This is a genomic window from Enterobacter sp. RHBSTW-00593 (assembly GCF_013784105.1).
GTDB lineage: Bacteria > Pseudomonadota > Gammaproteobacteria > Enterobacterales > Enterobacteriaceae > Enterobacter > Enterobacter ludwigii.
This window is the reverse complement of record NZ_CP056393.1, coordinates 1,622,037-1,647,263: the sequence shown is the minus strand read 5'-3', so window position 1 is coordinate 1,647,263 and position 25,227 is coordinate 1,622,037. Positions and strand designations below refer to the sequence as shown.

23 protein-coding genes are annotated in these 25,227 nt (G+C 53.9%); 11 read left to right on the top strand and 12 right to left on the bottom strand.

The genetic code is table 11. The annotated features are described in order from the left end of the window. The first annotated feature begins 128 nt into the window (after positions 1-128). Together rlmI and hspQ are read left to right on the top strand one after the other, a co-directional pair. Positions 129-1,319 (top strand): 23S rRNA (cytosine(1962)-C(5))-methyltransferase RlmI, encoded by a 1,191-nt coding sequence (gene rlmI / locus HV242_RS07680; protein WP_050736586.1) that lies wholly within the window; start codon positions 129-131, stop codon positions 1,317-1,319. Positions 1,320-1,379: 60 nt separating this feature from the next. Next, complete coding sequence (gene hspQ / locus HV242_RS07675) at positions 1,380-1,697, top strand: heat shock protein HspQ (RefSeq protein ID WP_013097248.1); 318 nt, start codon at positions 1,380-1,382, stop codon at positions 1,695-1,697. Between the two features lie 34 nt (positions 1,698-1,731). Here the strand turns inward: hspQ and HV242_RS07670 are convergent, their stop codons facing one another. Then, positions 1,732-2,148, bottom strand: coding sequence for a CoA-binding protein (locus tag HV242_RS07670; protein ID WP_025204532.1), 417 nt, complete (start codon positions 2,146-2,148; stop codon positions 1,732-1,734). A 172-nt stretch (positions 2,149-2,320) separates the two neighbouring features. On the opposite strand from HV242_RS07670, the gene csgI reads away from it, so the two are divergent. Further along, on the top strand, positions 2,321-2,983 hold the full coding sequence (csgI, locus tag HV242_RS07665) for a curli synthesis inhibitor (RefSeq protein ID WP_032679662.1): 663 nt from the start codon (positions 2,321-2,323) through the stop codon (positions 2,981-2,983). Between the two features lie 80 nt (positions 2,984-3,063). Next, complete coding sequence (gene mgsA / locus HV242_RS07660; RefSeq protein WP_020884788.1) at positions 3,064-3,522, top strand: methylglyoxal synthase; 459 nt, start codon at positions 3,064-3,066, stop codon at positions 3,520-3,522. A 59-nt stretch (positions 3,523-3,581) separates the two neighbouring features. On the opposite strand, the gene helD is transcribed toward mgsA, so the two are convergent. Beyond that, the gene (gene helD, locus HV242_RS07655) at positions 3,582-5,636 is read right to left on the bottom strand and encodes a DNA helicase IV (protein ID WP_050736585.1); all 2,055 of its coding nucleotides are present in this window, start codon (positions 5,634-5,636) and stop codon (positions 3,582-3,584) included. 123 nt (positions 5,637-5,759) lie between these two features. On the opposite strand from helD, the gene HV242_RS07650 reads away from it, so the two are divergent. Together HV242_RS07650 and yccS are read left to right on the top strand one after the other, a co-directional pair. Beyond that, complete coding sequence (locus HV242_RS07650) at positions 5,760-6,206, top strand: YccF domain-containing protein (protein ID WP_025204535.1); 447 nt, start codon at positions 5,760-5,762, stop codon at positions 6,204-6,206. Positions 6,207-6,225: 19 nt separating this feature from the next. Then, a complete protein-coding gene (gene yccS, locus HV242_RS07645; RefSeq protein WP_063858514.1) occupies positions 6,226-8,388 on the top strand; it encodes a YccS family putative transporter in 2,163 nt (720 codons plus the stop codon). Here yccS and HV242_RS07640 read toward each other — a convergent pair. Beyond that, a complete protein-coding gene (locus tag HV242_RS07640) occupies positions 8,345-8,971 on the bottom strand; it encodes a TfoX/Sxy family DNA transformation protein (protein ID WP_020884792.1) in 627 nt (208 codons plus the stop codon). The two genes, yccS and HV242_RS07640, sit on opposite strands and share 44 nt — an antisense overlap. Positions 8,972-9,188: 217 nt before the next feature. On the opposite strand from HV242_RS07640, the gene sulA reads away from it, so the two are divergent. Both sulA and ompA read left to right on the top strand, forming a co-directional pair. Beyond that, entirely contained in the window at positions 9,189-9,698 is a 510-nt protein-coding gene (sulA, locus tag HV242_RS07635; protein ID WP_025204536.1) for an SOS-induced cell division inhibitor SulA, read from the top strand. A 354-nt stretch (positions 9,699-10,052) separates the two neighbouring features. After that, the gene (gene ompA, locus HV242_RS07630; RefSeq protein ID WP_020884794.1) at positions 10,053-11,108 is read left to right on the top strand and encodes a porin OmpA; all 1,056 of its coding nucleotides are present in this window, start codon (positions 10,053-10,055) and stop codon (positions 11,106-11,108) included. 69 nt (positions 11,109-11,177) lie between these two features. On the opposite strand, the gene matP is transcribed toward ompA, so the two are convergent. Further along, entirely contained in the window at positions 11,178-11,630 is a 453-nt protein-coding gene (matP, locus tag HV242_RS07625; protein WP_014169429.1) for a macrodomain Ter protein MatP, read from the bottom strand. Positions 11,631-11,816: 186 nt separating this feature from the next. Here matP and HV242_RS07620 point away from each other — a divergent pair, with 186 nt between their 5' ends. Together HV242_RS07620 and fabA are read left to right on the top strand one after the other, a co-directional pair. Next, positions 11,817-13,577, top strand: a complete 1,761-nt coding sequence (locus HV242_RS07620) for an AAA family ATPase (RefSeq protein ID WP_032681323.1) — start codon at positions 11,817-11,819, stop codon at positions 13,575-13,577. A gap of 68 nt (positions 13,578-13,645) precedes the next feature. Beyond that, a complete protein-coding gene (gene fabA, locus HV242_RS07615) occupies positions 13,646-14,164 on the top strand; it encodes a bifunctional 3-hydroxydecanoyl-ACP dehydratase/trans-2-decenoyl-ACP isomerase (RefSeq protein ID WP_014169427.1) in 519 nt (172 codons plus the stop codon). 72 nt (positions 14,165-14,236) lie between these two features. Here fabA and rmf read toward each other — a convergent pair whose 3' ends face one another. From rmf to rlmKL, 6 genes are all read right to left on the bottom strand, one after another. After that, positions 14,237-14,404, bottom strand: a complete 168-nt coding sequence (gene rmf, locus HV242_RS07610; protein ID WP_013097261.1) for a ribosome modulation factor — start codon at positions 14,402-14,404, stop codon at positions 14,237-14,239. A gap of 257 nt (positions 14,405-14,661) precedes the next feature. Then, complete coding sequence (gene pqiC / locus HV242_RS07605; RefSeq protein WP_044868078.1) at positions 14,662-15,228, bottom strand: membrane integrity-associated transporter subunit PqiC; 567 nt, start codon at positions 15,226-15,228, stop codon at positions 14,662-14,664. Then, entirely contained in the window at positions 15,225-16,865 is a 1,641-nt protein-coding gene (pqiB, locus tag HV242_RS07600; protein WP_020884796.1) for an intermembrane transport protein PqiB, read from the bottom strand. The genes pqiC and pqiB overlap by 4 nt, the downstream gene beginning before the upstream one ends. Positions 16,866-16,869: 4 nt before the next feature. After that, positions 16,870-18,123, bottom strand: coding sequence for a membrane integrity-associated transporter subunit PqiA (gene pqiA, locus HV242_RS07595; protein WP_014169424.1), 1,254 nt, complete (start codon positions 18,121-18,123; stop codon positions 16,870-16,872). Between the two features lie 13 nt (positions 18,124-18,136). Continuing rightward, positions 18,137-20,044, bottom strand: a complete 1,908-nt coding sequence (locus tag HV242_RS07590; RefSeq protein WP_014169423.1) for an ABC transporter ATP-binding protein — start codon at positions 20,042-20,044, stop codon at positions 18,137-18,139. 12 nt (positions 20,045-20,056) lie between these two features. Beyond that, positions 20,057-22,165 carry a bifunctional 23S rRNA (guanine(2069)-N(7))-methyltransferase RlmK/23S rRNA (guanine(2445)-N(2))-methyltransferase RlmL gene (gene rlmKL, locus HV242_RS07585; protein ID WP_050736583.1) on the bottom strand — a complete coding sequence of 703 codons (2,109 nt, stop codon included), beginning with the start codon at positions 22,163-22,165 and terminating at the stop codon, positions 20,057-20,059. Between the two features lie 98 nt (positions 22,166-22,263). Between rlmKL and HV242_RS07580 the strand changes: the two genes are divergently transcribed. Next, entirely contained in the window at positions 22,264-23,373 is a 1,110-nt protein-coding gene (locus HV242_RS07580; protein ID WP_025204540.1) for a YcbX family protein, read from the top strand. On the opposite strand, the gene zapC is transcribed toward HV242_RS07580, so the two are convergent. Then, on the bottom strand, positions 23,370-23,912 hold the full coding sequence (gene zapC / locus HV242_RS07575; RefSeq protein ID WP_025204541.1) for a cell division protein ZapC: 543 nt from the start codon (positions 23,910-23,912) through the stop codon (positions 23,370-23,372). The two genes, HV242_RS07580 and zapC, sit on opposite strands and share 4 nt — an antisense overlap. A gap of 165 nt (positions 23,913-24,077) precedes the next feature. Continuing rightward, complete coding sequence (pyrD, locus tag HV242_RS07570; protein WP_020884800.1) at positions 24,078-25,088, bottom strand: quinone-dependent dihydroorotate dehydrogenase; 1,011 nt, start codon at positions 25,086-25,088, stop codon at positions 24,078-24,080. Between the last annotated feature and the right edge of the window lie 139 nt (positions 25,089-25,227).

The following is a 25,227-nucleotide window of genomic DNA, read 5'->3' as shown; positions in this document are numbered from 1 at the left end:
CAGTGCAGCACTGTGCCTAAGCGATTTGATTTTGTGCCGAAACGCTCAAAGGCATCCGCAGATGATTGCGACTTGCTGAATGTGCTACTCTACGCGCCATTTCCCTGGAATCGACAGAATAGCAAATTATGAGTGTACGTTTAGTGTTAGCCAAAGGGCGCGAGAAGTCATTATTGCGCCGCCATCCCTGGGTCTTTTCCGGTGCAGTAGCCCGTATGGAAGGCAAAGCCAGCCTCGGAGAGACCATCGATATCGTTGACCATCAGGGGAAATGGTTAGCGCGAGGCGCATATTCGCCAGCGTCCCAAATCCGCGCTCGCGTCTGGACCTTTGATAAAGATGAAACGATCGATATTGATTTCTTCGTTCGTCGTTTACAGCAGGCGCAGCAGTGGCGTGAGTGGCTGGCAACGCGTGACGGTCTGGACAGCTACCGTGTGATTGCCGGTGAGTCCGACGGTCTGCCTGGCGTGACGATCGACCGCTTCGGTAACTTCCTGGTACTGCAACTGTTAAGCGCAGGGGCTGAATATCAACGTGCTGCGCTGATCAGCGCGTTGCAATCGGTTTTCCCGGAATGCGCCATTTATGACCGCAGCGATGTGGCAGTGCGCAAAAAAGAGGGCATGGAGCTGACGCAAGGTCCGGTCACCGGAGAACTGCCGCCTGCCCTGTTGCCAATCGAAGAGCACGGTATGAAGCTGCTGGTGGATATCCAGGGCGGCCATAAAACGGGTTACTACCTGGACCAGCGTGACAGCCGCCTGGCCACTCGCCAGTATGTTGCCGACAAACGCGTGCTGAACTGCTTCTCCTATACCGGCGGTTTCGCCGTCTCGGCGCTGATGGGCGGCTGTGCCCAGGTTGTCAGCGTTGATACCTCTCAGGAAGCGCTGGACGTGGCGAAACAAAACGTCGAGCTGAACAAGCTGGATCTGAGCAAAGCCGAGTTTGTTCGCGATGACGTCTTCAAGCTGCTGCGTAAGTATCGCGATCAGGGCGAGAAATTCGACGTCATCGTGATGGATCCACCGAAGTTTGTGGAGAACAAAAGTCAGCTGATGGGTGCCTGCCGCGGCTATAAGGATATCAACATGCTGGCCATCCAGCTGCTGAGCCCGGGTGGAGTGCTTCTCACCTTCTCCTGCTCCGGCCTGATGACCACAGATTTATTTCAGAAAATCATCGCTGATGCCGCAATAGATGCTGGTCGTGATGTACAATTTATAGAACAGTTCCGTCAGGCAGCCGATCACCCGGTGATCGCTACCTACCCGGAAGGGCTGTATCTGAAAGGGTTTGCCTGTCGCGTCATGTAACTTGAAAAGAGAAATATTGCCCGCACATAACGTGTAAGTAGTGTTTCCCGGGAGGTGACTATGATTGCCAGCAAATTCGGTATCGGCCAGCAGGTCCGCCACACTTTGCTAGGGTATTTGGGTGTGGTCGTGGATATCGACCCGGAGTATTCCCTTGATGAACCGTCAGCGGATGAGCTGGCGGTTAACGCAGAGCTTCGCGCCGCGCCCTGGTATCATGTGGTGATGGAGGGAGATGATGGACAACCCGTTCACACCTACCTTGCTGAAGCGCAGCTGAGTAGCGAACTGCAGGATGAGCATCCAGAGCAACCCACGATGGATGAACTTGCTCAGACTATCCGCAAACAGTTACAGGCCCCGCGCCTGCGGAACTAAGCGTGTAAAAAAAGCCCGATAAACGGGCTTTTTTTTATGACTTCGCCAGCCCCAGACGGGGAATCTCAATCGCCGGACATCGGTCCATTACCACCGTCAGACCGGCTTCTCGCGCCAGCACCGCCGCCTGCTCGTTAATGACACCCAACTGCATCCACAGCGTTTTCGCGCCGATGGCGATGGCCTCTTGTGCCACTCCCCACGCCGCCTCGGAATTGCGGAAAACATCCACCATGTCGACTTTTTCAGGTACCTCGTTCAGCGTGGCGTATCCCTGCTGACCGAGTAAGGTTTTACCGGCCACTTTCGGCGACACAGGGATGACGTGATAGCCCTGATCGAGAAGGTATTTCATCACCCGGTAGCTTGGGCGATCCGGTTTATCGCTTGCCCCTACCAGTGCAATCGTGCGCGTCGATGTCAGAATCTCGGCAATTTCGTTCTCTTTCATGGTTTTCCTCCAGGCTTTTTTATGAGTGTACGTCAAAGCGCACATCTCAACCATGCATCCCATGCAGATGCATGAGGGCAAAACGGCAGAATATGTCTATATGTTAGTAAACGTGATTATCGAAATATTTGGATACATTACCGCGGCCGAGTCATTTCAACAGGAGCCCTCTATGAAAACCGGCATTGCCACTGCTGTGATTGCGTTAGTGATGCCAGTTTGCGTCTTTGCGACCACGCTACGGCTTACAACGGATATTGATCTGCTGGTGCTGGACGGAAAAAAAGTGTCCAGTTCCTTGTTGCGCGGTGCGGACAGCATCGAACTTGATAATGGGCCACACCAGCTGGTATTGCGGGTAGAAAAAACCATCGGCCTCGCTAATCATGAACAACGCATGTATATCTCTGCGCCGCTGATTGTCAGCTTTAATACCCAGCGGGTCAGTCAGGTGAACATTACCCTCCCGCGTCTTGAAACCGAAAAAGAGTCGGCGGCCTTTGACGCCTCTCCGCGCCTTGAACTGCTGGACGGGGATTCAATGCCGATTCCGGTAAAACTCGATATTCTGGCGTTAACCTCGTCCCCGAAAGGCACCGATTACGAGGCCGCGACCGAAATCTATAACAAGGCGGGCAAACGCGCTTCCCTTCCACAGTTTGCCACCAGGATGGCCGACGACAGTACGCTGCTGTCCGGTGTCTCAGAGCTGGATGTTATTCCGCCACAGTCCCAGACGCTGACGGAACAGCGTCTTAAATTCTGGTTCCAGCAGGCCGATCCTGAGACCCGGGCCCGTTTTTTACAGTGGGTAAAGCAACAACCTTCATCATAAGCCACATTTTTTTCGCCTTTCTCTTGCAGCGTCAGGCGGTTCCCGTCATCGTGTAGTCAGTTAACCTGATGGATAAGATTATGGAACTGACAACACGCACGCTACCGGAACGCAAACACATTGCTCTGGTTGCGCACGATCACTGTAAACAAATGCTGCTTAACTGGGTTCGCCGCCATCAGCCATTGCTGGAAAAGCATGCTCTCTCAGCGACCGGGACAACCGGTAACCTGATCCACCGCGAAACGGGTCTGGAGGTCAATGCCATGCTGAGTGGCCCGATGGGCGGCGACCAGCAGGTCGGCGCTCAGATTTCTGAAGGGAAAATTGATGTACTGATTTTCTTCTGGGATCCGCTGAATGCGGTTCCGCACGACCCGGATGTCAAAGCCCTGCTGCGTCTGGCAACGGTATGGAATATTCCGGTGGCGACGAACCTGTCGACGGCAGATTTCATCATTGAATCCCCGCACTTCAACTCACCGGTTGAGATCCTGATCCCGGATTATCAGCGCTATCTTTCCGAAAGACTGAAGTAGTTTTTTGCCCGGTGGCGACACGCTTACCGGGCCTGCAATATTACCGCTCCGCTATCCCGTTAAGGCTTCCTCGCCACTGGGACATCAATACTCTTCAGAATATCGACAAACACCGACGGCTCCTCTTTGTTGAACAGCAGCCACACGCGATGACGCGCGCGGGTCATCGCCACGTACAGCAAACGCCGCTCTTCGGCATCCGGAAAATCCTCCGGGACCGGCAGTAACGCCTGTTCCATTACCGACTCTCGTGCCGGAGCCGGGAAACCATCGCTCCCCTCTTTGAGCCCCATCACTATCACATAGTCGGCCTGCTGTCCTTTGCTGGCGTGGATGGTCATAAAATCGAGCTGCAGCTTCGGCCAGCGGGTCGCGGCTTTTTCCAGCGCCGCAGGCTTAAGATGGTGATAGCGTGCCAGCACCAGAATACGTTCATCCGGCTTCGCATAGCCGCTCAGTTTGTCCAGCAGCGGCTCCAGCTGATCGTCCGCCAGCAGGGTAACGGCTTTTTTGTCCCCGGCCCGGAGGCTATTTAGCGGTTTTGCCAGCTGATGCGGGTTCTGCTGGATAAAGCGGTTAGCAACTTCACCAATCCGGGAATTGAAGCGGTAGGTGGTATCCAGATCGCTGCGATCGCCTTCGCCAAAATAGTGATGGAATGCAGTCGTCAGGGAGAGCTGTGCCCCGCTGAAGCGATAGATAGCCTGCCAGTCATCGCCCACCGCAAACAGCGAGGTATGTTTATTTTGCGCCCTTAACGCCGAGAGCAGCGCGGCACGTTGCGGCGAGATATCCTGGAATTCATCCACCAGGATATGCTTCCACGGGCTGACAAAACGGCCTTTCTCAAGAATGATAATGGCCTGATGGATCAAACCGGAGAAATCGACGGCATTTTCCTCTTTCAGCGCGGTTTTCCAGGCTTTCAGTATCGGAGCCATCAGCTTAACCCGCTTCGAAAACAGGGCGCGGATCGTCTCCGGCGCGCTTTCAATCATCTCGGCCTGCGATCCGCCGTGCATCCGCATCAGGCTAACCCAGCGGTCGAGGCGAGAGCCCAGGCGACGAGCCAGTTTTTCATCCTGCCAGAAATTGCCTTCCGGTACGTCCCAGTTGAGTTCTTCTTCCAGCCACTGACGCCACCCTTTAGCCTGCGCCTTTTTCTCACTGCACTGCTGACGCCACGTTTTAATGAACAACGCCTGACGCGCCTGCGTGTCGTTTTCCAGCTTGCTGATGGCAGGCACTTTTTTACTGCCCTGCTGAATGATATGCAGCGCCAGGGCATGGAAGGTTCTGGCGGTAATATCCCGGGTATGCAGGCGTTCCTGTATGCGTTCGTCCATCTCCTCGGCTGCCTTACGGCCAAACGCCAGCAACAGTATCTGGTCGGCAACAGCCTCACCCGTTGTCAGTAGCCAACCCGCACGGGCCACCAGCACCGACGTTTTGCCGCTTCCGGCACCCGCCAGCACCAGCAGGGAATGCTCGCCGTTAACCACGGCGCGCGCCTGTGCAGGGTTAAGCGGTGAAGATTCAACCGTGCTGAAAAAGTCGGCATAACGGGTCAGCATGGCATCTGTCCACGCCTGGTTGTGCGCCAGCCGGCTCTTGTCTGTATCGCCAAGCCAGGCCTGACACTGACGCCAGGCGTCACGGCAATTGTCGAACTCGTCAAGACGCGTCACGGATAACGGCAGTGCCGCCAGCGCCTGCCTGATCTTTTGCTGCAACCCGGCCGTCTGCTGGCGGGTGAGCCACGTTTGTTGCTCATTACTTTGTGCAATATCGTTCAGTACCTGCTGCAGTACCTGAGCGGCAATCACGCTCATATCCTGGCTCCACTGCTGCCAGAGCAGATTCAGGTGATGATGGAAGCGCTGGGTCTCAGCCCACTCGGTACCGTGAAGGCGCACGACTTTATCGTCAGGCAGGACAAACTCCAGTTCGCCCCAGACCAACCCGCGTTTACAGTGGATAGCCAGCAGTTGATTAAACGGAATGAGGTATTCGTGGCGTTCTCCGGAGACTTTCACTCCGGCATTAAGGAGGACAACCCTGTCGTAGGGGTGTTGCGCCAGGCGTTTGCCTAATGATGTTGCTTTCAGTTCCATGTCCAGCCGAATCCACGAAGAGATAATTTACCTGACAGTTTAACTGCCAGTTTTAAGGTGCTCCAGCCTAAAAAAACGTTACAATCACTGGGCGTTAATCATATCGAAAGGAACTGAGGGTTTATGCGTACTGTTCTGAATGTTTTGAATTTTGTGTTAGGCGGTTTTGCCACCACTCTTGCCTGGCTTTTTGCCACGCTGGTGAGCATCGTCCTTATTTTTACGCTCCCCCTGACCCGCTCCTGCTGGGAAATCACCAAACTCTCTTTCATCCCGTACGGGAATGAAGCCGTCCACGTTGACGAACTGAACCCGGAAAGCAAAAACGCACTGCTTAACACGGGAGGCACGGTCCTCAATATTCTGTGGCTGGTTTTCTTCGGCTGGTGGCTGTGTGTGATGCATATCTTTGCCGGTATTGCCCAGTGCATATCCATTATTGGTATTCCGGTGGGGATCGCGAACTTTAAGATTGCCGCCATCGCGCTTTGGCCAGTCGGGCGCAGGGTCGTTCCGGTAGAAGTGGCACAGGCGGCACGTGAAGCAAACGCGCGTCGTCGTTTTCAGTAAATAAGGACTGGCCGTGCTTATGCTAAGCCCACTGCTTCGCCGTTATACCTGGAACAGCATCTGGCTTTATAACGTCAGAATATTTATCGCACTGTGCGGCACGGTTGCCCTGCCGTGGTGGCTGAATGACGTAAAACTCACCATCCCGCTCACGCTGGGAGTGGTTGCGGGGGCGCTGGCGGATCTGGACGATCGCCTTGCCGGGCGCCTGCGTAATCTTGTGATTACGCTGGTCTGTTTTTTTATCGCGTCAGCCTCCGTGGAGCTGCTCTTCCCCTGGCCCTGGCTGTTTGCCATTGGCCTTACGCTCTCTACCAGCGGATTTATTTTGCTTGGCGGCCTTGGGCAGCGCTATGCCACTATCGCCTTTGGTGCCCTGCTGATCGCCATTTACACCATGCTGGGTGTTTCCCTTTACGATCAATGGTACCAGCAACCCATACTGCTGTTGCTGGGGGCCATCTGGTATAACCTGCTGACGTTAACCGGGCATCTTATTTTTCCGGTTCGCCCTCTTCAGGACAACCTTGCCCGCAGCTTTGAGCAACTGGCCCACTATCTTGAGCTAAAATCCCGGCTCTTCGATCCGGATATCGAGGAGGAGAGCCAGTCTCCGCTTTACGATTTGGCTCTGGCCAACGGTCAACTGGTCGCCACACTTAACCAGACGAAAGCCTCACTGCTTACCCGTCTGCGAGGCGATCGCGGTCAGCGCGGAACGCGAAGAACCTTGCACTACTATTTCGCGGCGCAGGATATACATGAGCGTGCCAGCTCCTCGCACGTTCAGTATGCTGCCCTGCGCGAGAAGTTCCGCTACAGCGACGTGATGTTCCGCTTCCAGCGCCTGCTGTCGATGCAGTCTCAGGCATGCCAGCAGCTGGCACGCTCCATTTTGCTGCGTACGCCCTATCAACATGACCCGCGCTTCGAACGCGTATTTAGCCATCTTGATGCGGCGCTCGATCGCGTTCAGGCCAGTGGAACATCGCCGGAACATATTAAAGCATTGGGATTTTTGCTGAATAACCTGCGGGCGATAGATGCTCAACTGGCTACCATTGAATCCGAGCAGGCGATGGTGCTCCCCGATAAAGATGTGGAGAATCAGCTTGCTGATGACAGCGTGCATAGCTTCAGCGATATGTGGCTGCGACTGAGCCGCAACTTTACGCCGGAATCGGCACTGTTTCGCCATGCGGTGAGGATGTCACTGGTGCTGTGCGTGGGTTATGCCATCATTCAGATAACCGGGTTACATCACGGTTACTGGATCCTGCTGACCAGCCTGTTTGTTTGCCAGCCAAACTATAACGCCACCCGCCACCGCCTTGCGCTACGTATTATCGGTACGCTGGTGGGCGTCGCTATTGGGCTGCCGGTGCTCTATTTCGTGCCCTCTGTCGAAGGCCAGCTGATCCTGATCGTGATCACCGGTGTGTTGTTCTTCGCCTTTCGTAATGTGCAGTACGCGCATGCCACAATGTTCATCACGCTGCTGGTGCTACTCTGCTTTAACCTGCTGGGTGAAGGATTTGAAGTGGCCCTGCCCCGCGTGATAGATACGCTGATTGGCTGCGCTATCGCCTGGGCGGCGGTCAGTTTTATCTGGCCGGACTGGCGGTTCCGTAATTTACCGCGTGTGGTAGACAGGGCGATGAACGCGAACTGTCGATACCTTGATGCCATCCTTGAGCAGTATCATCAGGGTCGCGATAACCGTCTGGCTTATCGTATCGCGCGTCGCGATGCGCATAACTGTGATGCTGAACTGGCTTCAGTGGTCTCTAACATGTCCACGGAGCCTCGCGCCACGGCAGAAATTCGGGAAACGGCTTTCCGCCTGCTCTGTCTGAACCATACCTTCACCAGCTATATTTCGACGCTGGGTGCCCACCGTGAGAAATTGACTCACCCGGCCATCCTCGCCCTGCTGGATGATGCCGTATGCTATGTCGATGACGCGCTTCATCACCGACCAGCCGATGAGCCTCGCGTTCAACACGCGCTGGATGAACTGGCTCAGCGTATTACGCATATTGACCCGGGAAGCGACAGCAAAGCACCGCTGGTTCTTCAGCAGATTGGCCTCCTTATCGCTCTGCTGCCAGAAATTTGCCGACTGCAATTGCAGATCGCTACCTGGAGGAGTGATTCTCCTGTGGCTCAGGCAGCGCATTAAACCACTCCGTTAACTCCCGGCGAATTCCCGCCGGGAGTGCCGCTTCATGAAGTCCGGCGATGGCCCCTTCCAGTGCGAAGAGCACTTTAATGCTGAGCGCTTTATTTTTCGCCCGCATCTTTAGCCAGCTCGCACGGGCACCCAACTCCCGCAGCGTCTCTTCATCAGTGATTCCGGCTTCAAAGAGCAGCACTTCAAGCTGAAAGGTGAGATTGGGCAAGTCCTTGAGGCGGTTTCGCCGATCACGCTGCGAACGCTCTTTTCGTGCCGCATTGAGTGCGAACGAGGAGAGCTGAAGCAGCCGTTCTCTGTCCTGCCACAGTCCGTCATCGACACGATAATAATTGAGCAGCACCGGGCGACCCCGTTTCATCAGGGTTAAGAATGACGAGGCATTTTTTACACAGTATTTTGCACTTTCCTCACAGGCCCGGAGATACAGTTCCCCATCGGAGACCATAGCGAAGACGGCATCATCTACGGCCAGGGTATACCCCCCGAACAGCGCACGATGGTGGATTTCACCTAAGGGTGAAAGGTATTCCTGGGATTTATAAATCCGTTCATAAGATATCTTTTTCATGATATTTCCCTTCAAAATCATAAAGTAACAACGAAATTTCTTACTAGCGGATCCGTTAGCAGGAAAATAGGCAACTTATCGTCGTTGAGCAAGATGATTTTTCCAGGCACATCAATAATGAATGAATTTTGCGAGTCGCTTTCCGAAAATGAGGTTGATCTTTATGCATACAGGGGTTACTGTATATCCATACAGTAACTACAGGGCTGGAATGAATATGTACACTTCAGGCTATGCAAATCGCTCAACCTCTCTCTCTTCTTCCGCTGGCAATGTCACGCAGAATTCCACCGGGCGTGTTTCGACAGGGCTTATCAGTGAAGTGGTTTATCGTGAAGACCAGCCCCTGCTCACTCAACTTCTGCTGTTGCCGTTATTACAACAGCTTGGTCAGCAGTCGCGCTGGCAGCTTTGGCTGACGCCTCAACAAAAACTGAGCCGTGAATGGGTGCAGTCCGCAGGCCTGCCGCTGACAAAGGTCATGCAAATTAACCAACTCTCTCCCTGCGATACTGTGGAATCGATGATCCGGGCGTTACGTACGGGGAATTACAGCGTGGTGATTGGATGGTTATCCGACGAATTGACCGATGAGGATCATTTTCGGCTGACGGAAGCGGCTGAAGAAGGTAGTGCGATCGGGTTGATCATGCGCCCGGTTCGACCAGATTCTTATCGCAGAGGACAACTTTCTGGCCTAAAAATTCACTCAAATTTGTATCATTGAGGAAAATTAAGATTATTCCTGGAATTTTTTTTGACCACAAGATGCGATTTTAGTTCCAGGCGCCAAAACTGCGGCAAGGCTTGTCTGGTGCGGTTCTCCTTAATTTTATTGCACAAAACTCGTTCGAAAAATGTTAAATAATCGGTATACGGAACTTTTTTTTTCATATGCCTGACGGACTTCACACTTGTAAGTTTTCAGCTACGTTGTAGACTTTACATCGCCAGGGGTGCTCGGCCTAAGCCGAAGATATCGGTAGATTTATATTTGACCACGCCCCCCGGTGAAGGATTTAACCGTGAATCTCTATTGAGACCTTCATGGCGAATTTTGGATGATAACGAGGCGCAAAAAATGAAAAAGACAGCTATCGCGATTGCAGTGGCACTGGCTGGCTTCGCTACCGTAGCGCAGGCCGCTCCGAAAGATAATACCTGGTATGCAGGTGGTAAACTGGGCTGGTCTCAGTTCCATGACACCGGCTGGTACAACAGCAGCCTGAACAACGATGGCCCTACTCACGAGAGCCAGCTTGGTGCAGGTGCGTTCGGTGGCTATCAGGTTAACCCGTATGTTGGTTTTGAAATGGGTTACGACTGGTTAGGTCGTATGCCATACAAAGGCGACAACGTAAACGGCGCTTTTAAAGCTCAGGGCGTACAGCTGACCGCTAAACTGGGTTACCCAGTAACTGACGATCTGGACGTGTACACTCGTCTGGGCGGCATGGTATGGCGCGCTGACTCCAGCAACAGCATCGCTGGCGACGACCATGACACCGGTGTTTCCCCAGTATTCGCTGGTGGCGTTGAGTGGGCTATGACCCGTGATATCGCTACCCGTCTGGAATACCAGTGGGTTAACAACATCGGCGACGGCAACACCGTTGGTGTTCGTCCGGACAACGGCATGCTGAGCGTAGGTGTTTCCTACCGTTTCGGCCAGCAGGAAGATGCAGCGCCAATCGTTGCTCCAGCGCCGGCTCCAGCTCCAGAAGTACAGACCAAGCACTTCACTCTGAAGTCTGACGTTCTGTTCAACTTCAACAAAGCTACCCTGAAACCAGAAGGTCAGCAGGCACTGGATCAGCTGTACACCCAGCTGAGCAACCTGGATCCTAAAGACGGTTCTGTAGTGGTTCTGGGCTTCACCGACCGTATCGGTTCTGACGCTTACAACCAGAAACTGTCTGAGAAACGTGCTCAGTCTGTTGTTGATTACCTGATCTCTAAAGGTATCCCAGCTAACAAGATCTCCCCACGTGGTATGGGCGAAGCTAACCCAGTTACTGGCAACACCTGTGACAACGTTAAAGCTCGCGCTGCACTGATCGACTGCCTGGCTCCAGATCGTCGCGTAGAGATCGAAGTTAAAGGCATCAAAGACGTTGTAACTCAGCCAGCGGCATAAGTTATCGTCTTATAAAAAAACCCCGCATTGCGGGGTTTTTTATTATCTGAATCTGAAGAAAACAAAAATCTATTTCTTACCCAACAGAGCCTGAAGATCATTCTTCAGCGTCGACATCTGGTTGGCGTACTTCTCTTTATGCTCGGCATCTTCAATCAACTGCACTATCGTTTCTGACAGCGTTTTCCCACGCCGTTGCGCAAGCCCTGCCAGACGTTGCCAGACCATAAACTCCAGGTCGATGGATTTTTTGCGAGTGTGCTGATGCTCCGCATTAAAATGCCGCTTGCGACGCGCACGAATAGTTTGCTTCATCCGGTTTAACAACGCAGGATTAATGTGTTTCTCAATCCAGCCGTTAACCTGTACCGGTTCATTTTCGAGGGTCAGCAAAATATCCACGGCTTCTTGCGCTGCGCTGGCTTCGATGTAGCAGGTGATCAGCTCCCCTTCACGGTGCTTTTTGACCAGGTACTTCCATTTCCAGCCGCTTTCGAGATTTTCCAGTTGTTGATATTTCATTGCGATCTCAGTGTTACCACGTAACTCTGTTCAGAATATCAGTTTTTTGGCAATCTGCTGAAAAGAAATCATATCCTGTGAGTGAATGCAGCCAATCACCCTGCCGAAATGCCCAATCCTGCTTGGGTAGAGCCCCCCGCTTACGGTATACTCCACGCTTTTACATCTAACTAAAAAACATCAACTTTGACCATTACGAAACTTGCATGGCGTGACCTCGTTCCGGATACCGAGAGCTATCAGGAACTGTTTGCACGACCCGATCTCGCAAAAGAACACGAATTCATCCTTAGCGATACGCAACCCCGTTTGCATTATGCGCTGGAGCAGGTGTTAAGCCCCTGGGCAACATCACCCTTCATGATGCTCAAGGCCCCGGAAGAAGCGGAATATCTGACGCTTCTGGGTGATGCCATGCGCCAGTTGCGACCGCAAGCGAACGCCGTCTTTGGCGGCCAATATCGTATCGCGGGACATGATGTCACATTCGAACCGGCAGAGCAGCCCGACGACCGCTTTGCTGCCAGGGGTGAAGTGATTACCGCTAACTGGGTCGAGGCTGAACAACTCTTTGGTTGTCTGCGCCAGTTTAACGGTGAGCTCTCGCTGCAACCTGGGCTGGTGCACCGCGCGAATGGCGGCGTATTGATCATCTCGTTGCGCACCCTTCTCTCACAACCTCTGCTGTGGATGCGCCTGAAAACGGTGGTTAATCAGCAGCGTTTTGACTGGGTTGGCTACGACGAGTCTCGTCCCCTGCCTGTCTCAGTTCCTTCAATGCCGCTGTCGCTGACCGTGGTGCTGACGGGTGATCGTGAATCGCTGGCTGACTTCCAGGAGATGGAGCCCGAACTGGCTGAGCAGGCGGTCTACAGCGAATACGAAGATAACATCCAGATTACCGATGCCGATGATATGGCACAGTGGTGCCAGTGGGTGTTGAGCGTTGCGGAACGTTTCGCACTGCCAACGCCGGCCGCCGACGCCTGGCCTGGTTTGATCCGCGAAGCGGTTCGCTATACCGGTGACCAGGAGACGCTGCCGCTCTGCCCGCTGTGGATCGGCAAGCAGTTACGTGAAGTGGGTGTCGTCAGCGGTAACGGCGCATTCACCGGTGAGCAGCTTACGCAGATGCTGGCGCAGCGTGAGTGGCGTGAAGGCTATCTTGCTGACCGTATGCAGGATGAAATTCTGCTGGAACAAATTCTGGTTGAGACCGAAGGCGAACGTATCGGGCAGATCAATGCCCTGTCGGTGATTGAATTCCCCGGCCACCCGCGCGCCTTCGGAGAGCCTTCCCGTATCAGCTGCGTTGTGCATGTCGGTGACGGTGAGTTCACTGATATCGAACGCAAAGCCGAGTTGGGCGGCAACATTCACGCTAAAGGCATGATGATCATGCAGGCGTTCCTGATGTCAGAGCTGCAGCTTGAGCAGCAAATCCCCTTCTCCGCCTCGCTGACGTTTGAGCAATCATACAGTGAAGTCGACGGTGATAGCGCCTCTATGGCGGAGCTGTGCGCCTTAATCAGCGCCCTGGCAGAAGTGCCAGTTAATCAGAACATCGCGATCACCGGCTCGGTCGATCAGTTTGGTCGTGCGCAGCCAGTGGGTGGTCTGAACGAAAAGATTGAAGGCTTCTTCTCGATTTGTCAGCAGCGTGGGTTAAACGGCAAACAGGGGGTGATTATTCCTGCCCCTAACGCGCGCCATTTGAGCCTCAGCCAGGACATTCTGGATGCCGTGGAACAGGAACAATTCACCATCTGGGCCATCGAAGGCATTGATGATGCACTACCCTTACTGACAAACCTGGTATGGGACGGCGAAGGGCAAACAACCCTGATGCAGACTATCCAGGAGCGCATTGCTCAGGCGACGCAGCAGGATGCTCGTCATCGTTATCCCTGGCCGTTACGCTGGTTAGGCTGGTTTAGTTCAAACTGATCGGACTTGTTCAGCGTACACGTGTTAGCTATCCTGCGTCCTTCACTAAAATAAGGCTTACTGAGAACATGGTAGATAAACGCGAATCCTATACAAAAGAAGACCTTCTTGCCTCTGGTCGCGGTGAACTGTTTGGCGCTAACGGCCCACAGTTACCGGCCCCGAACATGCTGATGATGGACCGTGTCGTGAAAATGACCGAAACCGGCGGCAACTTCGATAAGGGTTACGTAGAAGCAGAACTCGATATCAACCCGGACCTGTGGTTCTTCGGTTGCCACTTTATTGGCGATCCGGTAATGCCTGGGTGTCTGGGTCTGGATGCAATGTGGCAGCTGGTTGGCTTCTATCTGGGTTGGCTGGGTGGTGAAGGTAAAGGCCGTGCGCTGGGTGTGGGCGAAGTGAAATTTACCGGACAGGTTCTGCCTACTGCGAAGAAAGTGACCTATCGTATTCACTTCAAACGCATCGTTAACCGCCGCCTGATTATGGGCCTGGCAGATGGCGAAGTGCTGGTAGACGGTCGTCAGATTTATACCGCAAACGACCTGAAAGTGGGTCTGTTCCAGGACACTTCCGCGTTCTGATTTCGCGTTGAGCGACCCCATAAAGGCGAAACCTCCGCAGTGCGGAGGTTTCTTTTTTTGAAAGAGACGTTATCAGGCTATGAGTGCCCTGTCGCCGATGGCTTCTCGCCAGCCTCCAAGCCATTGTGACCTTTGATTTATCGTCTGATAAGGACACATTTCTTTAGATCGTCCAGCGATGCCGGCCTGATAACCACGTTGATGAGCCCGTTCCAGGCGATCTCGTTTCTGTCTCTTCATGCCTCGTTTCCCTCATTCTTTTGTCTGGTGGAAAGAAAACAGTGTCTGTACAAACTTGCGCAGGCACAGATAACGAATACCCCGAATTAGTCGCAGCGTCAATGTTCAAAATTCATACGGGTGTCATATTTGTGAGCTACCTGGAAGATCATTTGTACAAAAATTGTGACCCGGCACAAGTAACGGTCTGAAGTGAAACTGAAAAAAAAACCGCAATCAGCAACAGGCCGACTGCGGTTTTTACCGATGAATTTTACTTATGGCAGCCGGGAAATCTCCCTGGCGATGCTGGCCGACTCTTGCGCCCACCCCTGGGCCAGCACTTTCACCATTTCATCGTAGCCATCTTTCTGCTGTTTCAGCTCAAGATGGAAAGGACGCTTAATCATCTGGCCCTGATGGTTCAGCAACCACTCTCCGCTAATCACCACCGTACCGTCATAACGGCCATGGAAACCCGTAACCGTGACGTTCAGCGTATCCTGGTCGTTACCCAGCGGCTGCGACGCGACAACCCAACCCGGAAGCTGGCTGCCCAGATTGGCCACCAGCGTGTTGCGCAGCTGCTGATCCAGCGGGCTGGCCCACAGGTTGTTTGTCGCAATCACGTATTTTACGTCGCTGGTCTGGTAGACCACGCCGTTGCCTGCCAGATAATCCGGCACGGCAACCTGCTCAACCCACAGCAGACGGTTTCCCTGACTGGCGGTACTTTGTACCCCGTTTTGCGCTGCAAGAGGCAACTGATAGTAGCTCTTGTTCTCCACGCCTGAACTGCACGCCGTTAACAGCAGAGCGCCAACCATTAATAGCCATTTATTCATTCTTTTGCCCTCTTAGGCTCAGGATCCTTTTTATCTTTCGCTTCGAACACCAGCGCGTTGCTCTTCTCATTGAGCGTTTTCAGAACCGGCTGCAGTTCACGCAAGACCTGATCAAGACGTTGCATATCTGCCACCATCTTGTTGTACGCCGCCGAGCCAGGCTGGAAGCCCTGCATACTGCGGTTAAGCTCACGCAGCGTTTTCTGCATATCCTGTGGCAACTGCTGCATACTCTGGCTTGCGGTGATCTTGTTGATGTTATCCAGCGTGGTTTGCAGGCGACGCATCGTTGCCTGACTTTCGCTGAGCGAACTGGTCGCGGCTTCAATCATCGGATTCAGTGGCAGATTGTTAATCTTATCCAGTGTCTCCATCAGACGCTGCTGGATCTGTGCCAGGCCGCTGCTCACCGTCGGGATGATCTTATAACCACCGAACTCCCGGATACCGGTAATCGGCGGGGCTTTTGGATAGAAGTCCATATCCACATACAGCGCACCGGTCACCAGGTTGCCCGTCTTCAGCGACCCACGCAGACCCCGGTTCATCAGTTCGGTAATATGCGTACCAATATCCTGATTCTCGCCAATCTGGTTGAGCAGACGTTCCGGCTCAATGCGAATCAGCACCGGAATGCGGTAATCGTCATCCAGTACCTGCTGCAGACCCGGTACAAAGAACGGAACTTGCCCCACCGTACCCAGGCGAATGCCGCGGAATTCAACAGGGGCGCCCGGTTGAAGGCCACGGACGGAATCTTTAAAGAACATCAGGAAGTCGATGTGATCGGTATAGAGTGCGTCCTGAATGCTGCGTTGATCGTCAAAGAGCCTGAACGCCGTTTTCTCTGCAACCGGCTGTCCCAAATCTTGCCCTTCCGGCACATCAAAGCTTACACCGCCACCAAACAGCGTGGTCAGGGAGCCCATCTCCACGCGCATTCCCGCTGACGTCAGATCAACCGCGATCCCGCTGTCCTTCCAGAAACGGACGTTGCTGGTGACCAGCCGATCGTTTGGCGCATTGATGAACAGCTGATAGCTGATGGTGCGCTTTTGCGGATCAAAGGTACTTGTTTCAACCGATCCCACGCGATAACCACGGAACAGCACGGGATCGCCCGCCGTTAACTGGCCCGCTTTTTTACTGTCCAGGATCACGCGGATGCCTTTCGCATCTGGCGGCGCAAGCGGTGGCGAGTCAAGCAGCTGGTATTGCGCCGGCTGGCTTCCTTTTTTACCCGGCTGAAGTTCAATGTAGGCGCCGGAGAGCAGCGTACCTAAGCCGCTGATGCCTTCACGTCCTACCTGCGGCTTGACCACCCAGAAAGCAGAATCACCGTGCAGCAGTTTTTCCATGCCCGCGTTCAGGCGTGCCTTGATTTCCACATGGGTTAAATCGTCGGTCAGGGTTGCACTTTCAACCACGCCCACATCGACGCTACGGCTTTTGATGGTCGTTTTACCGCCCTCAATCCCCTCGGCATTGGTGGTGATGAGCGTCACTTCCGGTCCCTGATGGCTGTAATGATAAAACAGGATCCATGCACCGATCAGCGCGGTCACGATGGGGAAAATCCACACCGGCGACCAGTTTTTGACCTTCTGCACTTTCGCCTCTCCACTCTTATTTTCCATGCTCTTACTGTTCCTCATGGCTTGATTCAGGCTCACGATCCCACGATAAACGAGGGTCGAAGGTCATGGCCGCGAACATGGTCATAATAACGACCAGCGCAAACATTAATGCCCCCATCGCGGGATAAATACTCATCAATCCGCCCATCCGCACCAGTGCAGAGAGAACGGCAATAACAAACACATCAATCATTGACCAGCGTCCAACAAACTCGACGACTTCATAAATCAGGTGCATGCGTTCGCTGTCGCGTTTGCCATGGCCTTTCGCATCCCAGCAGAGCCAGGCAATGGCGATCATTTTTAACGTGGGTACCATAATACTGGCAATAAAGATCACCCCCGCAACGGGATAGGAGCCTTCACCCCACAGCAGTATTACCCCGGCAAGGATTGTCGAGGGCATTTTGTCACCGAGCAAATCGGTGATCATAATCGGCAGGATATTGGCCGGCAGGTACAACATGATGGAAGTCACCAGCAGCGCCATTGTCCACTGCAGGCTATTTTTACGTCGCACGTATCCTTTTGTTTCGCAACGCGGGCACACATCCAGATCGGCTGGCAGCACAGCGGTGCAGCATGGGCAAGAACGAAGCCCCTGACGGATGCCTGGCACCCCCACCTTTACCGTCTGCACCAGCCTCGGTGCCGGCGCGATATCGTCCCACGCCCAACGTCTGTCCACACACTGGAAGGCGCGCAGTTGCAGCACGCAGTACAGACACCAGGGAACAAAACTGCTGCCGATACCCACATCGCCATACGCCATCAGTTTGACGAAACTGACCAGGATACCTGCCAGAAAGATTTCGGCCATACCCCAGCTTTTTAACTGGAACAGGATACGCGCGAGCCAGATTTTAAGCGCGAGGGGCATCGCGACGCGGTTCACCAGCAACAGAATGACGACCAGACAAAAAGCCGGGACGATCTGTACGAACAGGAGGAAAAAGGTGCCGAGGCTGGCATAGTCTTCCGAGAACATAACCCCCGGAATTTCAAGCAAATCGACCTGGCTGGTCATCCCTCCCACCTTCATATAAATGAAGGGGAAGAGATTGGAAAGCAGCAGCATGAACAACGCCGCCAGCGCATAAGCAGTGGGACGCTGCCTTGGTGCGTCCCACTCGGTTGTCAACGTCGTACCGCAACGGGGACACAGGGCTTTATGTCCGTGACCAAGCTCTGGCAACGCCACGAGCATATCGCATTGAGAGCATAATATATGCCTGTCGGCATGGTGCTGGTCACACATATTGTATCCCTGTTTATGCGCCGTTCTTCAGAGACTCAAGGTACTCCCAGCGCTCAAATGCTTCTTCCAGGGCTTTTTCAGCCGCGGACAGTTCTGCCAGTACTTTTTGAGTATAGTCATGCGATTGGGTAAAGAATGACGCATCAGCGACCTGCGCCTGCAGATCTTCAAGTGCGGCTTCCAGCTCTTCAAGACGCTGAGGGAGTCCTTCCAGTTCGCGCTGCAGGTTATAGCTTAGTTTAACCGAGGTTTTCTTGACAGTTTCTGCTTTTGTTACAGCAGGTTCGGAACTGGTTCTGGATTTAGCCTGTTTTAGCGCCTGAGACTGCGACTGCTGTCCTTTCGCATCGTGATAGCCGCCCACATACTGTCCGATTCGCCCTTCACCTTCGAAGATCCAGCACTCGGTCACGGTGTTATCGACGAACTGACGGTCGTGGCTTACCAGCATCACGGTTCCCTGATAGCCGTCGATCAGCTCTTCCAGCAGTTCGAGCGTTTCCACGTCCAGGTCGTTTGTTGGTTCATCGAGGATCAGCAGGTTACTTGGCTTCAGGAACAGACGTGCCAGCAGCAGACGATTTCGCTCACCGCCTGACAACGCGCGTACCGGCGTCAGCGCACGTTTCGGATGGAACAGGAAGTCCTGCAGGTAGCCCAGCACATGGCGCGGCTTACCGTTAACCATCACCTCTTGTTTACCTTCCGCCAGGTTATCCATCACCGTTCTGTCCGGATCCAGCTCCGCACGGTGCTGGTCGAAGTAAGCCACTTCGAGCTTAGTCCCGCAATGAATGCGGCCGCTGTCAGGCTTCAGCTGATCCAGCATCAGCTTCAACAGCGTGGTTTTACCGCAGCCATTCGGCCCGATCAGCGCGATTTTGTCCCCACGCTGAACCTGTGCGGAGAAGTCTTTCACCAGCACTTTGCCATCAACCTGATAGTTGACGTTTTCCATTTCGAAGACAATTTTGCCGGAACGGGAGGCCTCTTCAACCTGCATTCTGGCGCTGCCCATCACTTCGCGGCGCTCGCTGCGTTCACGACGCATCGCTTTCAGCGCGCGAACGCGGCCTTCATTACGGGTACGACGAGCTTTGATGCCCTGACGGATCCAGACCTCTTCCTGCGCCAGCTTGCGGTCGAATTCAGCGTTCTGCAACTCTTCCACACGCAGGTTTTCTTCTTTCTCCAGCAGATAGGTATCGTAATCGCCAGGGTAGGTCACCAGCTTGCCGCGATCGAGATCGACAATACGCGTGGCCATATTGCGGATAAACGAACGGTCGTGGGAGATAAAGATAATGGTCCCGTTGAAGGTTTTGAGGAACCCTTCCAGCCAGTCTATCGCTTCGATATCCAGGTGGTTCGTCGGTTCATCCAGCAGCAGTACTTTCGGCCCGCTGACCAGCGCGCGGCCAAGCGCGGCCTTACGCAGCCAGCCGCCTGAAAGCGCCGACAGCTCCATGTCCGGTTCCAGTCCGAGCTGCGCCAGCACTTCATTGATGCGGTTTTCGAGCTGCCACAGGCCGTGGTGATCGAGCATCTCCTGCACTTTCGCCAGTTCGTTAAGATTCTTGTCGCTCGGGTCGGTCATCACCAGGTGAGAAATCTCGTGATAACGCTTCAGGTATTCGGCCTGCTCAGAGATACCTTCGGCAACAAAATCGTAAACGCTGCCGGTCACGTGACGCGGCGGATCCTGCTGCAGGCGAGAGACGATAAGATCCTGCTCGTAAACAATACGCCCGTCGTCCAGGCCCTGTTCGCGGTTGAGGATTTTCATCAGCGTGGATTTACCCGCGCCGTTACGGCCGACCAGACAGACGCGCTCGTTGTCCTCGATGTGCAGTTCTGCATTGTCGAGAAGCGGCGAGTCGCTGAAAGAGAGCCACGCGCCGTGCATACTAATTAAAGACATGTATTATTCCTTTCAGACCGCGGAGATCAACCAGCAGTTATGGATCTGACGATTACGGGCAAAGTCCTGGGACAGCGTTTTTTGGCTAATTTCTTGTGCTTTCAGTCCCAGAGCAGCCAGCCCCTCATGATCCATGCGGAAGCCGCGTTTGTTATTCGAGAACATAATGGTACCGCCCTTACGCAGCAGGCGTTTCAGGTCGGTCATCAGGCGCAGGTGATCGCGTTGAACGTCAAAGCTATCTTCCATACGCTTGGAGTTAGAGAACGTTGGGGGATCGATGAAGATCAGATCAAATTGTTCGTCCGTTTCGCGTAGCCAGCCCAGCACGTCAGCCTGCATCAGACGATGCTGACGCCCGGTGAGACCGTTCAGGCGCAGGTTACGTTCTGCCCATTCCAGGTAAGTACGGGACATATCCACCGTGGTGGTACTGCGCGCGCCGCCAAGGCCAGCATGCACGCTGGCGCTGCCGGTATAGGAGAACAGGTTCAGGAAGTCTTTACCCTTGCTCATCTGGCCCAGCATGCGGCGGGCGATACGGTGGTCAAGGAACAGACCGGTATCCAGATAATCGGTCAGGTTAACCCACAGGCGCGCGTTGTATTCGCCCACCTCGATAAAGTCACCCTTCTCACCCATTTTCTGATACTGATTTTTCCCTTTCTGACGCTCGCGGGTTTTCAGCACCAGTTTGTTAGGCGCAATGCCCAGCACCGAAATTGTTGCCGCAATCACGTCCAGCATACGCTGACGCGCTTTTTGTGCATCAATCGTTTTTGGCGGCGCATATTCCTGCACCACAACCCAGTCAGCGTAACGGTCAACCGCCACGTTATACTCCGGCAGATCGGCATCATACAGGCGATAACATTCGATACCTTCCTGTTTCGCCCATTTTTCGAATTTCTTCAGATTCTTACGCAGGCGGTTAGCGTAATCTTCCGCCACACCCGATGGTTTACTGTCCGCCGCTTTCTCGTCCAGATGGTAGTTTTTCTGCACGCAGTCCAGCGGACCGTTTTTCGCCTTAAACTGGCGTTCGGCACGCAGTTGCAGACAGCTCAGCAGTTCTGGCGAGGCGCTAAACAGCGACAGGTTCCAGCCGCCAAAGTCATTTTTCATATTACGGCCCAGCAGGCTGTGCAGGGCAATCAGCGCCGGTTCGCTATCAAGACGCTCGCCGTAAGGCGGGTTGCTGATAACGGTACCGTATGGGCCTTTTGGCAGCGGATTGGTCAGGTTCGCCACGTCTTTCACTTCGAAGGTGACCAGCTCGCCGATACCGGCACGGCGGGCGTTGCTGCGCGCACGCTCAATGACGCGTGAGTCGCTGTCAGAGCCGTAGAAATGGGAGGTGTACTCCGCCAGACCTTTACGTGCACGGGTCTGCGCTTCGTCTTTGACCTCTTTCCACAGCGCCTCATCGTGCTGCGCCCAGCCGCTGAAGCCCCAATGGCCGCGGTGCAGGCCCGGTGCGCGGTCGGTGGCCAGCATAGCGGCCTCAATCAGCAGCGTACCGGAGCCACACATCGGGTCGAGCAGCGGTGTGCCTGGCTGCCAGCCGGAACGCATCACGATGGCGGCGGCGAGAGTCTCTTTGATGGGCGCCATACCGGTACGATCGCGATAACCACGCAGGTGCAGACCCGCGCCGCTCAGATCCAGAGAGATACTGGCGGTGTCGCCGTTGAGCCAGACGTTGATCCGCAGATCGGGATTTTCACGATCGACGTTTGGGCGTTCCTTATTTTTACGCGTGAAGCAGTCCACAATGGCGTCTTTAACGCGCAGGGCACCGTACTGGCTGTTGCGGATTTCATCGTTCACGCCATTAAAGTGCACGGCAAAGGTGGCATTCGGGGAGAAGATCTCTGTCCAGTCGATCATCTGTACGCCGGTATAGAGGTCAAGGTCGCTGTAAACCTTGCACTCTTTCATCGGCAGCATGATGCGTGATGCCAGACGGCTCCACATCAGGCTCTGGTAAATAAGCCGTGTGTCGCCCTCAAAATGGACACCACCCTGAACCACCTGGCACTCTTGCGCGCCCAGGGTTTCCAGTTCAGTTTTTAACAGCTCTTCCAGCCCACGGGCCGTACTGGCAAACAGAGAATTCATATCGTCACTTTTACTCTTAGAAAATTGTCGCGCATTATAGCTAATATGGCGTGTATGTCATAAAGTTGAAGGCTTATTTTCATTCGAGGGGCTGTGCAGTGGCGACGTTATCCAGGCTTTTTATTCATCCGGTGAAATCCATGCGCGGGATCGGCGTTTCACACGCGCTGGCCGACATGAGCGGATTTGCCTTCGATCGTATCTTTATGGTCACCGAACCTGACGGTACGTTCATTACCGCACGCCAGTTCCCACAAATGGTTCGCTTTACCCCTTCCCCGCTTTATGACGGTTTGCATCTCACCGCGCCGGATGGCTCCAGCGTGGTGATCCGCTTTGCTGATTTTGCGCCTGTCGAAGCGCCAACGGAAGTGTGGGGCAATCATTTTACCGCGCGCATCGCCCCGGATGACATTAACCGCTGGCTGAGCGGCTTCTTCTCCCGGGATGTGCAGCTGCGCTGGGTCGGCCCGGCGCTGACGCGGCGCGTTAAGCGCCACGAGGCGGTCCCGCTCTCATTCGCGGACGGCTTCCCCTTCCTGTTGACTAACGACGCCTCCCTGCGCGACCTGCAGCGTCGCTGTAAAGCCAGCGTTCAGATGGAGCAGTTTCGTCCCAACCTGGTTGTTACAGGCGCTGACGCCTGGGAAGAGGATACCTGGAAGGTGATACGTATCGGCAGCGTGGTATTTGATGTCGTGAAGCCTTGCAGCCGCTGTATCTTTACCACCGTCAGTCCCGAAAAAGGCCAGAAACACCCTTCCGGCGAGCCGTTAAAAACCCTGCAGTCATTCCGCACAGCGCAGGACAATGGCGATGTGGATTTCGGCCAGAACCTCATTCCGCGCTCAAGCGGCGTCATCCGCGTGGGCGACGAAGTCGAAATTCTCGCCCGTGGACCCGCAAGAGTGTATGGCGCAGGTCAGGAAGAAGAGTTCGTCGACGTTGAGACGCCGGCCAGCTCGCCCGTAGACATTCACTGGCAGGGCACCGTTATCCGCGGCAACAATCAGCAGGTTTTACTTGAACAGCTGGAACAAGCGGGGATCCGCGTACCTTACTCCTGCCGGGCAGGCATCTGTGGGTGCTGTCGAATCAAGCTGGTCGAAGGGGAAGTCAGCGCGCTGAAAAAATCCGCGATTGGCGATGATGGTACAATTCTGTGCTGCAGCTGTATTCCGAAAACGTCGGTACAGCTGGAAGCTTAAACGGCCTGCTCGAGGCTGAAAGCGTCTACGCGTTGCTGCGGTTTCAGCCTGTCATTCATTACCTTAATGGCATCCCCCAGTTGCATCGTCCGCCCGGCAATGGTCACACCGGGCTGGGCCAGCAGACAGAGTGCGGCATTTTCGCCAGGCTCAACCACCAGCAGGCTCACCTCTTCAGCGGTATCGCTCAGGTTTACGCTTGCCGCATCGCCGGTGGCGGGGGTCCAGTTCATGCTGTGCGGTAAAAAATGCCAGCTTTTCGGCATTTGCGGTTTCAGGAATCGAATAGCCACTAACGCGTTTAATACCAGTTCGGCACGCTGCTCTTTAGAAAGCACCAGGTCGCGGCATTTTTCTTCAAAGGAGAAATAAAGCGCAGCGTCGTCAACACAAAAGCCTGACGGGGAGAAGGCGTCCGGGGTTAACATTCGGCGAGCAAAACGGGAACGAAACAACATACCATTGGCTAAATCGAGCATCATGCGGTCATGCTCGTCACAAAAATACCAGCGCCAGTTATCGTCAGGTTTAATTCGCATGTTTCTCTCCCGTCCCCAAACTTCCTGTACTAAAAATGTCCTGTTCGCCGCTTCGTTTATAACACCATTAATAAAAGACTATAATGACTAAATAAGCAACAATGACGGAATATAAAACAACCAGGGCTGGAAATAAAGCCCTGGTTGTCTGATAAAGAGAAAAGATTAGATATGAGTAACGATTTCTTTAATCAGCTGCGGTCCTTTAAAAATAAAACCGGAATAGATTTGCACCAGTGAGGCACCCGCCGCCATCTTCTCGCGAGCCGCAATCACGGAGTCGATACCACCGACGCCAATAATCGGCAGTCGTCCTTTTAATTCTGCTGACAGGGCACGAATAATTTCTGTGCTTTTTAATTGTACCGGACGTCCACTTAACCCACCCGCTTCGTCACAGTTTTTCATTCCCTGAACGAGCGAGCGATCGAGTGTGGTATTGGTCGCAATCACCCCGTCAATATTATGGCGAACTAAACTGTCGGCAACCTGGATCAATTCTTCAGCAGAAAGATCCGGTGCGATCTTAACCGCGACCGGAACATATTTATGGTGGATCGCCTGGAGCTCATTTTGTTTATTTTTAATGGCACTCAGAAGATCGTCCAGTGCTTCGCCATATTGTAAAGAGCGCAGACCTGGGGTATTTGGTGAGGAAATATTCACCGCAATATACCCCGCGTAGGCATAGACTTTTTCCATACAAATCAGATAGTCATCTTTACCCTGCTCTACCGGCGTGTCTTTATTTTTGCCAATATTGATGCCTAATACACCATCAAAATGGGCTTTTTTTACGTTCTCAACAAGGTGATCAACGCCGAGGTTATTAAAGCCCATGCGGTTGATCAGCCCTTCGGCTTCGACCAGGCGGAACAGACGCGGCTTATCATTACCTGGCTGCGGACGCGGCGTGACGGTACCGATTTCGATGGAGCCAAAGCCCATCGCGCCCAGGGCATCAATGCACTCACCATTTTTATCCAGACCCGCCGCGAGACCCAGCGGATTTTTAAAGGTCAGGCCCATGCATTGCACAGGTTTTTCCGGCACGTTTTGACGCACCAGTGCGGCCAGCGGCGTTCCGGTAATACGACGTAACTGCTGGAATGTAAATTCATGAGCGCGCTCAGGATCGAGCTGGAAAAGGGCTTTACGAACGAAGGGGTAGTACATGAACTCTCCTGGATTCCCGGTGTGCAAACCGGGAGGGGATTATGTGCGATCCGGCCCGGAAAGGGAATTGACCTGTGGCAAAAAAAACACCGTTAGACGCAATCGTTTACCTTGCAGCCCCGTTCTTATGCGCTTTTTC

Coding starts and splice junctions, on each gene's coding strand:
- pqiA (WP_014169424.1), bottom strand. CDS start 18,123: ATGTGTGACCAGCACCATGCCGACAGGCATATATTATGCTCTCAATGC.
- HV242_RS07640 (WP_020884792.1), bottom strand. CDS start 8,971: ATGAAAAAGATATCTTATGAACGGATTTATAAATCCCAGGAATACCTT.
- csgI (WP_032679662.1), top strand. CDS start 2,321: ATGAAAACCGGCATTGCCACTGCTGTGATTGCGTTAGTGATGCCAGTT.
- pyrD (WP_020884800.1), bottom strand. CDS start 25,088: ATGTACTACCCCTTCGTTCGTAAAGCCCTTTTCCAGCTCGATCCTGAG.
- rlmI (WP_050736586.1), top strand. CDS start 129: ATGAGTGTACGTTTAGTGTTAGCCAAAGGGCGCGAGAAGTCATTATTG.
- HV242_RS07650 (WP_025204535.1), top strand. CDS start 5,760: ATGCGTACTGTTCTGAATGTTTTGAATTTTGTGTTAGGCGGTTTTGCC.
- zapC (WP_025204541.1), bottom strand. CDS start 23,912: ATGCGAATTAAACCTGACGATAACTGGCGCTGGTATTTTTGTGACGAG.
- HV242_RS07670 (WP_025204532.1), bottom strand. CDS start 2,148: ATGAAAGAGAACGAAATTGCCGAGATTCTGACATCGACGCGCACGATT.
- rlmKL (WP_050736583.1), bottom strand. CDS start 22,165: ATGAATTCTCTGTTTGCCAGTACGGCCCGTGGGCTGGAAGAGCTGTTA.
- ompA (WP_020884794.1), top strand. CDS start 10,053: ATGAAAAAGACAGCTATCGCGATTGCAGTGGCACTGGCTGGCTTCGCT.
- mgsA (WP_020884788.1), top strand. CDS start 3,064: ATGGAACTGACAACACGCACGCTACCGGAACGCAAACACATTGCTCTG.
- fabA (WP_014169427.1), top strand. CDS start 13,646: ATGGTAGATAAACGCGAATCCTATACAAAAGAAGACCTTCTTGCCTCT.
- yccS (WP_063858514.1), top strand. CDS start 6,226: ATGCTAAGCCCACTGCTTCGCCGTTATACCTGGAACAGCATCTGGCTT.
- matP (WP_014169429.1), bottom strand. CDS start 11,630: ATGAAATATCAACAACTGGAAAATCTCGAAAGCGGCTGGAAATGGAAG.
- rmf (WP_013097261.1), bottom strand. CDS start 14,404: ATGAAGAGACAGAAACGAGATCGCCTGGAACGGGCTCATCAACGTGGT.
- pqiB (WP_020884796.1), bottom strand. CDS start 16,865: ATGGAAAATAAGAGTGGAGAGGCGAAAGTGCAGAAGGTCAAAAACTGG.
- helD (WP_050736585.1), bottom strand. CDS start 5,636: ATGGAACTGAAAGCAACATCATTAGGCAAACGCCTGGCGCAACACCCC.
- hspQ (WP_013097248.1), top strand. CDS start 1,380: ATGATTGCCAGCAAATTCGGTATCGGCCAGCAGGTCCGCCACACTTTG.
- pqiC (WP_044868078.1), bottom strand. CDS start 15,228: ATGAATAAATGGCTATTAATGGTTGGCGCTCTGCTGTTAACGGCGTGC.
- sulA (WP_025204536.1), top strand. CDS start 9,189: ATGTACACTTCAGGCTATGCAAATCGCTCAACCTCTCTCTCTTCTTCC.
- HV242_RS07590 (WP_014169423.1), bottom strand. CDS start 20,044: ATGTCTTTAATTAGTATGCACGGCGCGTGGCTCTCTTTCAGCGACTCG.